Source organism: Arsukibacterium perlucidum DSM 18276 (genome assembly GCF_000382165.1).
GTDB classification, from domain to species: domain Bacteria; phylum Pseudomonadota; class Gammaproteobacteria; order Enterobacterales; family Alteromonadaceae; genus Alishewanella; species Alishewanella perlucidum.
The window spans coordinates 50,256-62,743 of the sequence record NZ_KB907725.1 but is presented as its reverse complement, the minus strand read 5'-3'; the positions used below and the strand labels follow the sequence as shown (position 1 = coordinate 62,743).

The window sequence follows — 12,488 nt, the reverse complement described above, 5'->3', positions numbered from 1 at the left end:
ATTATTTTGGTTCTCATATTCACGGCCAATAGCGGTAACCGTGCAGCAGCCTTTTTTCATAAGGCTTTGTGCAGCAGCACTTAGCGCAGAAAGTCTGGCTTTATGCATACTTTTAGGGGTGACAAATGAGAGAAAATCGGCGAGCATTGTTTTTACATTCATGGCAGCATTCATGGTTAGGTGTTTTTGGCGAAAGATCAGATCGGGAACTGCCATGAATGTTCCCTTCGCCTTTAACTATTTGTTTTATCTATGCCATTCGTGGGGATTCGTCAGCTGGTTTACATAGCGCTCCAGCTGCACATCTAAATGGCTGGTGGCTTCATCCATAAACAATATTTTTGGCTTACGATACAGTGCCCGCGCCAGCAACAGCCGCTGTTTCTGGCCGCCCGATAACGAACTGCCCATATCACCGACCAGGCTGTTATAGCCCATTTGCATAGTAGCAATGTCCTGGTGAATACCCGCCAGCTCGGCACTGGCCATGACCTGCTGCATATCCATCTGGCTATCAAAAAAGCTGATATTCTCGGCCAGAGTGCCCGACATTAACTGATCATCCTGCATTACTGCGGCAATCTGGCTACGATAATGGCGCAGCCCAAGATGGCGGATATCAATACCATCTACTTCCACCTTACCGCTCTCGCTTGGCAGCAAGCCGAGCATAATTTTCATTAAGCTGGTTTTGCCGGTACCGGATGGTCCAATAATCGCCACGTTTTCACCTGCATTAACGCTAAAATTAAGGCCATCAAATAGCAAAGGGTCGTTACTGGCGTAGCGGAAACGAATATCGCTAAGTTGTAGTTGACCACTTAACTCCCGACTATCAACACCACTCCCTTCATCCTCCTGCTCAGTTAAGGCAATATCGGCCAGGCGGTCTAAGTGTAGCCGGGTCATTTTTATTTCAACAATTTTATCAATCAGCGCGGCGGTGCGTTCGGTAAATTGGTTTTTATAGGCCATAAAGGCAAAAAGCATACCTACTGTCATATCGCCGGTCATTACCGTTAATGCCGCCAGATACACCACCAGCACATTTTCAATACCAAACAGTAAATTATTAATCGTACCGTAAGAAATTTGCCATTTACCCAGCCGGTAGTTCTGGTTTACCGCATCGGCAAAACGGTTTTGCCAGACATTCAGGCGCTGGGTTTGCAAGCCAAATAACTTAATGCTTTGCATACCGCGCACAGTTTCCATAAAGTTGCTTTGCTCTTTAGCAGCAGCGACGATACTGGCTTCGGTTAGCTGATGTAACGGCCGGTATAAGGCCCAGCGCAGCAAGCCATATATCAGCACGGCAATACCTACCACCAGAGTGAGTTGCGGGCTGTATAAATACATCATTATTAATACGGTAATGGCCATAATGCCGTCGATAACACCCTCTACCAGGCTGTTAGTCAGCAGCTCGCGCACTGCGTTTAGCGAGCTAAAGCGCGATACCACGTCTCCCATATGGCGCTTTTCAAAGAAACTCAGTGGTAAATGCAATAAGTGGCGCATTAAGTTCGCGGCCATTTGTACGCTCATTACTGAGCCCAAATGCAGCACTACCCAGCCGCGTAGGGTTTGGGTAAGCACCCGCAGTAGCATAATTAAACCAAAGCCCAGCGCCAGCACCACCAGCAATGGCTTATCCTGGCTAATTAACACTTCATCCACCACTAACTGGGTATAGTAAGGCGCGGCCAGTAAAAATATTTGTAATAACAGGGATAAGATAAACAGCTTGGTTAGTGACGGTATTAAGCCCTGCACCTTAGTCCAGAACGCGGTTAAACCTAAGCGCACCCGCTCGTCTATTTTTTTAAATTCGTTACCCGGTGTAAGCTCCATTGCAACGCCGGTAAAAGCCTTATCTACCTCGGCCAGGGTAAGCCGGCGCTCACCCATGGCCGGGTCAAGAATAGTAATACTATTGCGATGCACTTTTTTCAGCACTACAAAATGGTTCATCTCCCAGTGCAAAATACAGGGCGTGCGCAGGTTTTTTAAGTCGTCTAAATCCAGCTTTAATGCGCGCGGTGTTAAACCCAACTGATTGCTCAGCTGCATTAGCTGCTGCAGATTGGCGCCTTTTAGCGACACGCTATAACGATTGCGTAAGGTGGTTAAGTCCAGCTGGTGACCATGGTGATTGGCCACCATGGCGATACAGGCCAGGCCGCATTCAGCGGCTTCAGATTGGTAGATCATAATAAAAAAATTTTATGACCTACCAAACGAAAAGTTGCTAAATAGAGTAAAATAAACCACTACATAGATTAAAATTCCTGATACTGAAAAAAATATATTATTTATTTTTTCTTTCACTGTGGAGTCGATTATATTTTTAACAACTAACGGTGCTAAAATAAATATCACTACAATATTAAAAATATTAGCGCCACTCCCAATTTGAAAAAAATAGGATGAAACAACTTGTGATAGTAGAAAGAAATAAGCCGAAAAAATTACAAAATTGTTTAATGCTTTTTCATGTGTTTTCATGACATCCCTCGACAAGAGTGCCGTAAAAGAACTCAGATATAAATAATAAAAAAGTTACGAATACGGCATATTAACAATACGAAGTAACTATAAGAATTTTTTATTTCTCACAAGCACTTTCTTCTGCTTTCTCTTTGCGACGATTATCGCGTTCTGCACGATCTTTACCGTAGGTGTAACCACCGGCAACTACGATTGGTGCAGCAAACCAGAAAAAGCCACCACTTACATACTTTATCTCTTCTTGCTTTAATTCCTTCATTTCATATAACTCCTAATTAGTCGGCATTGTTTTCATAACCAGCAACCACAGCTACAGCACCCAATGCTACAAGACCTGCAACTTTAACTACTGGGTGAGGTACTTTCGCAGCTACCCTAGCTACAGCAGTAATTACATTTTTTACACCGCCACCACTTACTTCTTCAACTTGCTCAAAATTAAGTTCTTGCATAGTATCTCTCCTTGAGATGTTTTTAAGTTTAAAGGTTTGCTCTGATTCAGAGCTATAAGCGCCCTTTCAGGCTTAAAATCGGCTCAAACAACCAGGCTAACAGACTGCGTTGTTCCAGCACGATATCTGCGCTTAACAGCATGCCCGATTGCAGCGGGACCATGTTGCAAAGCTCAGAAAACTGGCTATCGCATTTGCTCGCATCTAAATAATTGATACTTTTATGCTTTAACCCAATTAAGATCACCTTTTTCATCACGGATGCATTGGACGATCTGGCCAGATTGTTTATGTCTTGAACCTTCCGAAAATGATTTTCCCTCAAAGTAGCAATACTTTGTAAAGTCAACATTTTCTACTTTTTCACTACTTGTATTTTCAGCATAAGAGCTGACGCTCACACTTAAAAATGCCAAAGTTATCAGAAATTTTTTGTTCATAGTCACATCCTATCGTCACAAGCGCTGGAAGATTATCTCCGGCGCGAATCGATTTAAATGTTAAGCAGTTTCAACCCACTTACCATTTACACACTGCATAATCACACCTTCCTGCTCTTTACGTGAACCGTCAGAGTAACTCTTTCCGTCGTAAGTGCAGCCTGTACCGCCAGTTACTTGTTCAACTTGCTCAAAATTCAGTTCTTGCATATTATCTCTCCTTGAGATGTTTTTAAGTTTAAAGGTTTGCTCTGTAAAAGAGCTATAAGCGCCCTTTCAGGCTTAAAATCGGCTCAAACAACCAGGCTAACAGGCTGCGTTGTTCCAGCACGATATCTGCGCTTAATAGCATGCCCGATTGCAGCGGGACTGTGCTGCCATAAGCGCGGATCAGTTGCGAATCCAGTGCTACCTGTACCCGGTACACTGGCTCCTGTACGGCGACAGGCATATCGACTTCATTCGGAAGCACGATAGCCTGCGCCGTTTTTATTACTTGCCCTTCATACAAGCCAAAACGCTGGTAAGGAAAGGCATCAAAACGTAAGCGGGTGCGCTGGCCCGGCATAACAAAGCCGTAGGCACGGGTCGGCACCAGCAAAATGGCTTGCAGCTGGGCGTTGTCGGGCATAATGGTTAATAGCGGCAAGCCGACCCGCACATTATTGCCAATTTCCGCCATTAAATTAGTTACCCGGCCGCTGATAGGGGCGGTGATCAGCATTTCGCCACGGGCATTTAATTCGGTTTGTTGTTGCTGCAGGCGGGAGATGTCGCTGTCCAGTAAGGCCAACTGCTGTTCACGCTCGCTGGGCAGGCGCTGTAACAGGCCGCTTAGCTGAGCTAACTGGGCTTTTTGGTTCTGTTCATTGGCATTAAGTTCGGCCAGTTGCTGGCGAATATTCAGCACCAGTTCTTGTTGTTGCTGCAGCTCAGTAGTGGAAATAGCACCGCGCTTATGCAACCCCTGAAAATCCTGCTGGCGCTGCTGGTTTAACAACAGCCGCTGCTGCAGCAATTGTTGCTGGGCGTGAATATCGTTTAGTAAATTGTCGCTTAAAGTTAGGCGGTTGCGGTATTCGGTTTCCTGCTGGGCAAACTGGCTGAGCAGCTGTTGCTTACGCAGGGTAACCAGTTCAGTTTGCTGCACCAGCCCCTGAAACAAGGTGCCGGTAAGGCTGTCGCCAGCCGATAAATGCTCGGGAATAGCAACTAACGCCAGGCGGTCGCCCGCCTGCACCTGCTGGCCGTCTTCGACAAACACTTGCTGAATCACCCCGGCGCGGGATGACATGACTTTGGCCAGGCCAATATCGGGTTTTAAATAACCAGTAACGGTTTCTTTGCGGTTAAATGAGGTAACACTAAGGAACACCATAATAGCCACTACCACACATAATAAAATGGTGGTTAGCACTGTGCTGCTAAGTGGTTGGGCAATAATAACATCGCCATCTAAACGCGCGCTTTGCTGTTTTACCGCATTAGCGCGAAACAATCCCTGTTCTGCCACAATAACCTCAAACCTCTATTGCGTTTACAATACTGCAAACTTTGTAAGGTGGCGGAATTTACGACAACAAAGGGCTAGGTACAATAATTTGTTATATTCTTTTTTGTTATATTAATATTATTTAATCAACAAATTAACAGGGGGGTAGTAAAATCAGGTGCTTAACACTAATACTTTTGGCCTATACAAAATTGCAGAAAATTTGATCGCTTAAATTTTGAGCAACTGATTTGACGATTGAACGAGAAAACGGCTGGAACCTCTACTTGGGCGTCACAGAGTGTCTGAGTGAGCGCGCAAGTGACTCCAGGCACTTGCTTACCGTCGTGTTGCAGTTCTTTATCTTTGCACCACTGTGCTAAAGTTACCCCCGGGGCTGCGATTATGCAGCCCGGCTTTTATCAATTCAAGTAGCGGTGTCCCTGAATGAGTGAGTACAAAACCTTTAATGCCGACGAGGCAATGGCCTTTGCTGATGAGCATAGCGAACTGTTTGGCGACCATAGCAAATTAACTGCTGCAGAGTTTGACGATGCTAATCTGAACCTGGTATTTCGGGTAGAAAACGACAAAGGCACCTCGCTGATTGTTAAACAAGCGCTGCCCTATGTCCGTTTTGTTGGCGAAAGCTGGCCGTTAACTACCGACCGGGCGCGGATTGAAGCGGAAGTATTAAAAATGCACCGCCGCTTCTGCCCCGAGCATACGGTCGAAGTGCGCTACTTTGATCCGGTGGCCTGCGCCATGTTAATGGAAGACTTAAAAGCCTTCCGGATTTTACGCAACGAACTGATAGCCGGCAAAAAGTTTAACCACCTGGCACCGCAAATGGCGAAATATCTGGCCCATACTCTGTTCTTTACCAGTGATTTTGTAATGAGCAGCGAACACAAAAAGGCCGAAGTAGTGCGCTTTTTAAACCCGGAAATGTGCCTGATCAGCGAAGATTTATTTTTTACCGATCCCTACTGTAATCACGAGCGCAATAATATCGAGCCATCTATTCTGGAAAAAGCCAAAAGCCTGTGGCACGACGACGCTTTAAAAGCCGAAGTGGCTATGCTCAAAGCCGATTTTCTCAGTAAGCCACAGGCGCTGCTGCATGGCAGCTTACATAGCAGCAATATTCTTATCGATGATGAAACCTGTAAGGTTTTCGACGCGGAATTTGGCTTTTTCGGGCCGATCGGTTTTGATGTCGGCTGCCTGCTCGGCAATTTACTGCTGAATTATCTGGCCTGCCCCAGCTTGCATGACGCAGAAGACGCCGCTGAGCAGCAAGCCTTTTTACTGGAACAAGCCGAACAGTTATGGCAACAATTCAGCGAGCTGTTTACTGAACTAATGAACCGCGAAACCCAGGACCCGGCGCTGGAAAACAGCTTATATCAGCAGCGTTTTTTACGCCAGGTGTTCAGTGATGCTGCAGGTTATGCCGGCTGTGAACTGATCCGCCGCACTGTTGGCCTGGTTCATGCTGCCGACTTTGACAACATCGGCGATGCCGGCAAACGGGCCGGCTGTCAGCGCAGCGCGTTAAAACTGGGGCGTGAGTTGATTATGCAACGCGCTGATCTCAATAATATCAGCCAGTTACTTAATTTAGTGCGTTATCAGCAAACCGGCTGAGCCAACCAGGTAAAGCCTGCTTGACGTTTATTACATCTGCTTACAATTAATCAACCTGGTTGGCCATAACCGGCTATCAGCGTAGTTTAGCTTATGGCAAACTGTGGCGATTCTAACCACAAACAGATTAAGCGGATGATTACAGCAAAAGGACTTTATAAGAACTTTGGCAATGGCGACAGCCAGGTGCAGGCACTACGCGATGTCAGCCTGAGTATCGCCGAGAACGAATTTGTTGCCATTATGGGCAGCTCTGGTTCGGGCAAATCGACCCTGATGAATATTCTCGGTTGTCTCGACACCCCAAGCAGTGGCCAGTATCAGCTGGCCGGGCAGCTGATTGGCCAGCTGGATGATGTCAGCCTGTCGGCGATGCGTAACCAACATATTGGCTTTATTTTCCAGTCATTTCATCTGTTGCCCCGCCTTACTGCCGCCCAGAATGTGGCACTGCCACTGCGCTATACCGACACCGAGCCGGAGCAGGCCATTGCCCGCGCCAATGCGCTGCTGGAGCAGGTAGGGCTTAGCCACCGTAAAGATCATAAACCGCATGAAATGTCGGGTGGCCAACGCCAGCGGGTAGCGATTGCCCGGGCGCTGGTGAACCGGCCGAAAGTGATTTTTGCTGACGAGCCAACCGGCAACCTGGATAGCAAAACCTCAAAAGAAATTATGCAACTGCTGTGCGACCTACACCAGCAGGGTAATACCATTGTTATGGTAACGCACGAAGATGAAATTGCCGCCTATGCCGGCCGGGTGATCCGGATGCGCGATGGCCAGATCACGGAGGACAGTGCATGTTCCAAAGCACGTTCAGCTTAATTTTACTGGCCGCCAGCCAGCTCAGCCTTAGTGCTGGCGCCCTGGCCGCTGCCGGGCCAGACAGCGAGCTACCGCTCTTACTCACCGGCACCTTACAGTCAGCCGACCGGCAAGGCATAGTCGCACCGATGACCGACAACTGGCGGGTACAGGTGCAGTGGCTGCAAAGCGAAAGCGAGCCGGTAAAAACCGGTGATTTAATCGCCGTTTTTGATGCCGGCAATACCCAGGCCCAGATAGAACAGCTGAAAAGCAGCCTGATTAACCATCAGGAGCGGCTAAATCAGCTGAAAAGCGAGCATAAACAAGCGGTAATGGAAGCCGAGTACGAGCTGAACCGGCGCCAGTTACTGCTGGAAAAAGCCGGCATTGATGCCGGCGTACCGCAGGCTAACTTAAGCCAATATGATTACGAACAATATCAGCTGGAACAAAAACGCGCCCGCACCGAAGCCAGCAAGGCGGCAGAGAAGTTAGCCGTAGCCCGGATCACCGCTGAGGCAGCATTGACCAAACAGCAGCTGCAGATTGAGCAAACTCAGGCCGAGTTAACCGATGCCGAAAACCTGCTAAGCCGGATGAGTGTGTATGCCCTGCAGGATGGCAATATCAGTTATGGCAACCATCCATGGTACGGCACCAAAATTTATGCCGGCGTTACCGCGCAGCCTGGCTGGATAATTGCCGAGCTGAACCGCAAAGACAATTTATATATTGAAGCCTGGGTACATGAAACCGATTTGCCGCGCTTACAACAAGCCGCTGGCCTGCAGGCCCGTTTTGATATTGCGCCCGACCAGCCTTTTACCATTGCGCTTAGTGAACTGGCGCAACAGGGCGAAAAACGTCAGAGCTGGGGTAATGCCCTGTATTACAAAGCCTCGTTTAGCGCTGCCAGCCTGCCGCTTGCCAGCCCGATGCTGGGTATGGGTATGCTGATTGAGGTAGCCCGATAATGGCGAAAATAACGATGAAACCTATTTACCTAAAGCTCGCTGTGGTTATCAGTGCTTTGCTGCTTAGCGCTTGTCAGCAGGAAGCGGCCAGCAGCAAACAAGCTGTGGTCAGCAGTCATGTCCGGGCAACCGGCGAGCTGACTGCCGCCAATTCGTTTAAGGCCTCACCACCCAGTGTCAGCAACATGTGGCAATACAATATTAAACAGTTAGCACCGGAAAGCAGTATGTTAACTGAAGGCGCCGTGGTGGTGGCTTTTGATGGCCAGAGACTGGTAGACGAACTGAATAATAAAAGTATTGAACTGAAAAGCGCAGAGCAGGAACTGGCTAACCGGTTGCGCACTGATGAACAAACTTATGAAGAGCTGAAGCTGACCCTGGCCGAACGCAAGATGGAGTACGACCGTGAGCAGCGTAAAGCTGAAATTGTCGATCAGTCGCGCTCTGCCAATGACCGGCGTAAAGCACAGATAGACTTCACCATTGCCGACAACCAATACCAGCTGGCACAGGCCCGGCTGGCCAGCCACCAGCAACAGCGACTGGCCGAAGAGCAGATGCTGGCGGCCAAAGTCAGCCGCTTGCAATCGGAAGTAAGCCAGTTACAGCGAAATATCGCCAGTATGCAGGTAAAAGCCCCGTTCAGCGGGGTAATGGTGTACAGCATTGGCTTTGATGGCGAAAAATTCTCGGTTGGAGACAGTGCTCAGTTCGGCCAACCGGTGGCGGAAGTCAGCCAGCTCGACAGCCTGTATGTTAAAGCAGAAATTGACGAAATCGATTTAAAACAACTTACACCCGGTCTGGCGGTGGAAATAACCCTGGATGCGTATCCGGAGCGACGCTTTAATGGTGTGCTGCAAAGCCTGGGTAATGCGGTGCGGGACAAGTCCAACGACAACCTGCGCCGGGTGGTGGACGCCAGCGTCAGCCTGAACGACCTTGACACTGAACTGATGCGCCCTGGTATGAGCGCCCGCCTGAACATCAGCCTGAACACTAAACAAGGAGCGGATCATGCAAATTAAGCTATTTCGCTCGCTGCTGGCCGCAGCCGTAACCCTGGGATTGGTAACCGTAACCGGCTGCAGCGAACCGGAGTTACAGATCCCGGTTTATAAGGTTGCGCCAGACACTCTGGTGCATAAGGTGCAAACTGAAGGCGAATTGTTTGCGGTGAACTCTGTCACCATCAGTGCCCCGCGTAATGTGCAGGGCCCGCGCTTTATTGCCAGCCTGGCCAGAGAATACAGCCGGGTGGAACCGGGCGATGTGGTGGTCACTTTCGATGCGACCCAGCTGGTAAGGTCACAGCGCAAAGCCAACTCCAGCCTGAGCAGCGTGCAGGCCGACGAGCAGCAGAAACTGGCGGAGCAACAAAATGAACAAACCGCGCTGGGGCTGGATCAAACCCTGATCGCCCAGGAGTTTACTTTTGCCGATCGCTTCAGCATTGACGATGTGCAAATCCGCTCAAAACTGGAAATTCTTGATTCGATGCAAAATAAAGAATATCTGGGCGAAAAACAGCAATACCTGGGCTGGCAGGAGCAAAGCTTCAGCCAACGCAGCAGTGGCGAACTGGAGCTGTTGCAACTGCAACGCGGCCAGCAGCAAAACCTGTTGCAGCAAGCAGAAAGCGGCCTGGCCGCATTAGAAGTTAAGGCCCCCCATGCCGGTATTTTACTGTTCGACACCAACTGGCGTGGCGAAAAACCTGAAGTAGGCGGCATGGTGTTTCCCGGCTCAAAAATCGGCAGTATTCCCGATCTCGCGCTGCAACATCTGAAGCTGCAGGTGATAGAGCAGGAAGCGATAGGGCTGGCAGCCGGCCAGCGTGTCAGCTTCTATCTGGCAGCCTGGCCTGATGCAGAGCTGAGCGGCAGCATAGTGTCGGTTGCCGCGGTGGCGCAATCGCGCGAGCGACGCGACCCGCGCAAATATATAGAAGTGATAGTCGCGCCAGAGCAGCAAGACCCGCGTTTTATGCCCGGCATTAAAGTAATAGCCACGCTGTGGGTAAATGAAAAACCCGACGTATTAAAAGTCCCGCTACAAGCCATTTTCAGCGAACAGCAACAGTTGTATGTCTATAAACGCAATGGCAGTGACTTTGTTAAACAGCCCATCAGCCTGGGCAGTAAAAGCCTGAGCCACGCCGAAATCAGCACCGGCATTGTTGCCGGTGATGAAATTGCCCTTATAAATCCGGGAAGCTGACGCCATGAAACATACGCCTCTGATTAAAGACACCCTGGCCGAACTAGCCCAGCACAAGCTTCGTACTTTTTTAACCTTGCTGGGGATGATTTTCGGCGTGGGTGCAGTAATTGCCATGCTGAATATCGGCGAAGGTGCCGAGCGTGAAGCCTTAAAAACCATTGAAACCATGGGCCTGCGCAACCTGATTGTCGAAGGCCGCAAGTTTGATGAAAAAACCTTACAAGAGCAGCGCAAGCACTCGCTGGGGCTGAACCAGAGTGATATTGATGCTGCGGTGGCAACCATTCCCGGGGTTACCTCATACAGTGCCGAGCGCACCCTGGATACCCACGGTATTTATAGTCATGAAGGCAAAAGTGATGGCGTGGCGATTGGTGTCTCACCCAGCTATATGGAACTGAGCAAACTGCAGTTTGTTGCTGGCCGCAACTTTACCGGGCAGGAAAACCGCTATGCGGCACAAGTAGCCATTTTAGGCGCCCGGGTCGCTCAAAGCTTGTTTCCAAACGGCGATGCCCTGGGTAAACCGGTAAAAGTAAATCATGTCTGGCTGCAGGTAGTTGGCGTGCTGGCCGAACCCTATGCCGGCAGTGACGAATTTCAGGGCATTAAGCTCGGTGGTGAACAAAACCAGCTGTTTATGCCATTAAACACCGCGCAAACCCGCTTTAAAGCCGAGCCACTAAGCGCCGAGCTAACCTCATTCCGCTTGCAGCTAAGTGAAGATGCCAACAACGCCTTAAGTGCCAGGGCCCTTGATTACCTGTTAAAGCAACGGCATAACGACATTGATGATTACAATATTATCGTGCCGGCGGCCTTATTGGCCCAGCAAAAGCAAACTCAGCAGATTTTTAATATTGTGATGTCTTGCGTGGCCGGCATTTCGTTGCTGGTGGGCGGTATCGGCATTATGAACATAATGCTGGCGACAGTGCTGGAGCGCACCAAGGAAATCGGCCTGCTGCGGGCAGTGGGTGCCACCCGGCGCGATATTAAAATTCAGTTTGTCGCCGAAAGCTTTGCCATCGCCATTCTGGGCGGTTTACTGGGCATCGTATTTGGTATTTTACTGTCAGAGCTTATCGCCTTTTACTCCGACTGGGCGGTCAGCTGGTCACTGTTAGCCATTGGCCTGTCGTTTAGCATCTGTGCCTTAATCGGTGTGGCATTTGGAGTATACCCGGCGATTAAAGCCTCCGAGCTAGACCCGATCACCGCCTTACAGAGTGAGTAAAGCAATTATGCTCAGCCTGCAACCACAGGCTGAGCCATACTGCATTACGACATAGCGCTAATACTTCACACTACAGCCATAAGGCCGGGTTACCGCCGGATCTGGGATGTTGCCGGCCAGTACTGCGTTGGCAGCGTTGGCAAAGTACGGGGTGGCTTTGGCTATATCGTCTACCTTGGCTGACGGAATACTGTCGATACCGCCCATATATTGCAATACGCCCGCTTTATCGATGACATACATATGTGGCGTGGTTTTGGCGTCATAAGCTTTACCCATAGTGCCGCTTTCATCAAACAGTACCGCGGTCGGGCTGGCGTTACGGCTGCTGGTAAGCTCTGCGGATTTGGCACTGTCAATATGGCCCTGCTTACCTGGTGCCGATGAAATAACACTTAGCCAGACCACATCTTTTGCCTGCATGTCTTGTTGCAACTGCTGCATATTGCCACTGTAATGTTTAACCACGAACGGGCAATCATGATTGGTCCACTCCAGCACCACATTTTTGCCGGCGAAGTCCTGCAGGCTATGGCTGGTACCGTTGGCATCTTTAACAGTAAAATCCGGGGCCGGCTGGCCTACCTGTGGTGCGGCGGCCAGGGTGGCGGCAAACGCTGTTACACAAAGCATGGCGCCGGCGCTAACAACCAGTTTTGCTAATTTCATAATTATCACTCCTGTTAGTTCATTACT

14 protein-coding genes and 1 pseudogene are annotated in these 12,488 nt (G+C 49.4%); 6 read left to right on the top strand and 9 right to left on the bottom strand.

The window, feature by feature from the left end:
• The 8 genes and pseudogenes from H141_RS0115665 to H141_RS0115630 form a co-directional block, all read right to left on the bottom strand.
• Positions 1-216 (bottom strand): annotated as a pseudogene (locus H141_RS0115665) (hypothetical protein); the annotation flags it as partial.
• A 30-nt stretch (positions 217-246) separates the two neighbouring features.
• Positions 247-2,214 (bottom strand): peptidase domain-containing ABC transporter, encoded by a 1,968-nt coding sequence (locus H141_RS0115660; RefSeq protein ID WP_019677231.1) that lies wholly within the window; start codon positions 2,212-2,214, stop codon positions 247-249.
• 12 nt (positions 2,215-2,226) lie between these two features.
• Positions 2,227-2,508, bottom strand: coding sequence for a hypothetical protein (locus tag H141_RS0115655; protein WP_019677230.1), 282 nt, complete (start codon positions 2,506-2,508; stop codon positions 2,227-2,229).
• A gap of 100 nt (positions 2,509-2,608) precedes the next feature.
• Positions 2,609-2,770, bottom strand: a complete 162-nt coding sequence (locus tag H141_RS21505) for a hypothetical protein (RefSeq protein WP_019677229.1) — start codon at positions 2,768-2,770, stop codon at positions 2,609-2,611.
• A 16-nt stretch (positions 2,771-2,786) separates the two neighbouring features.
• Entirely contained in the window at positions 2,787-2,963 is a 177-nt protein-coding gene (locus H141_RS21500) for a hypothetical protein (protein WP_019677228.1), read from the bottom strand.
• 221 nt (positions 2,964-3,184) lie between these two features.
• Entirely contained in the window at positions 3,185-3,403 is a 219-nt protein-coding gene (locus H141_RS21210) for a DUF1496 domain-containing protein (protein ID WP_083923071.1), read from the bottom strand.
• 60 nt (positions 3,404-3,463) lie between these two features.
• Positions 3,464-3,613: a DUF1496 domain-containing protein gene (locus H141_RS21205; protein WP_019677226.1), complete on the bottom strand. Its 150-nt coding sequence runs from the start codon at positions 3,611-3,613 to the stop codon at positions 3,464-3,466.
• Positions 3,614-3,665: 52 nt separating this feature from the next.
• Positions 3,666-4,916, bottom strand: a complete 1,251-nt coding sequence (locus tag H141_RS0115630; protein ID WP_019677225.1) for an HlyD family secretion protein — start codon at positions 4,914-4,916, stop codon at positions 3,666-3,668.
• Positions 4,917-5,342: 426 nt separating this feature from the next.
• On the opposite strand from H141_RS0115630, the gene mtnK reads away from it, so the two are divergent.
• From mtnK to H141_RS0115600, 6 genes are all read left to right on the top strand, one after another.
• On the top strand, positions 5,343-6,545 hold the full coding sequence (gene mtnK / locus H141_RS0115625) for an S-methyl-5-thioribose kinase (protein WP_019677224.1): 1,203 nt from the start codon (positions 5,343-5,345) through the stop codon (positions 6,543-6,545).
• Positions 6,546-6,680: 135 nt separating this feature from the next.
• Positions 6,681-7,373 (top strand): ABC transporter ATP-binding protein, encoded by a 693-nt coding sequence (locus tag H141_RS0115620; protein WP_026349503.1) that lies wholly within the window; start codon positions 6,681-6,683, stop codon positions 7,371-7,373.
• Complete coding sequence (locus tag H141_RS0115615) at positions 7,349-8,329, top strand: HlyD family secretion protein (RefSeq protein ID WP_019677222.1); 981 nt, start codon at positions 7,349-7,351, stop codon at positions 8,327-8,329. Before H141_RS0115620 ends, H141_RS0115615 begins: the two co-directional genes overlap by 25 nt.
• 14 nt (positions 8,330-8,343) lie before the next feature.
• Positions 8,344-9,360 carry an HlyD family secretion protein gene (locus H141_RS0115610; RefSeq protein ID WP_205620408.1) on the top strand — a complete coding sequence of 339 codons (1,017 nt, stop codon included), beginning with the start codon at positions 8,344-8,346 and terminating at the stop codon, positions 9,358-9,360.
• Positions 9,350-10,552 carry an efflux RND transporter periplasmic adaptor subunit gene (locus H141_RS0115605; RefSeq protein ID WP_019677220.1) on the top strand — a complete coding sequence of 401 codons (1,203 nt, stop codon included), beginning with the start codon at positions 9,350-9,352 and terminating at the stop codon, positions 10,550-10,552. The genes H141_RS0115610 and H141_RS0115605 overlap by 11 nt, the downstream gene beginning before the upstream one ends.
• Before the next feature lie 4 nt (positions 10,553-10,556).
• Entirely contained in the window at positions 10,557-11,792 is a 1,236-nt protein-coding gene (locus H141_RS0115600; RefSeq protein ID WP_019677219.1) for an ABC transporter permease, read from the top strand.
• A 57-nt stretch (positions 11,793-11,849) separates the two neighbouring features.
• On the opposite strand, the gene H141_RS0115595 is transcribed toward H141_RS0115600, so the two are convergent.
• Positions 11,850-12,461, bottom strand: a complete 612-nt coding sequence (locus H141_RS0115595; RefSeq protein WP_019677218.1) for a redoxin domain-containing protein — start codon at positions 12,459-12,461, stop codon at positions 11,850-11,852.
• Positions 12,462-12,488 lie beyond the last annotated feature (27 nt).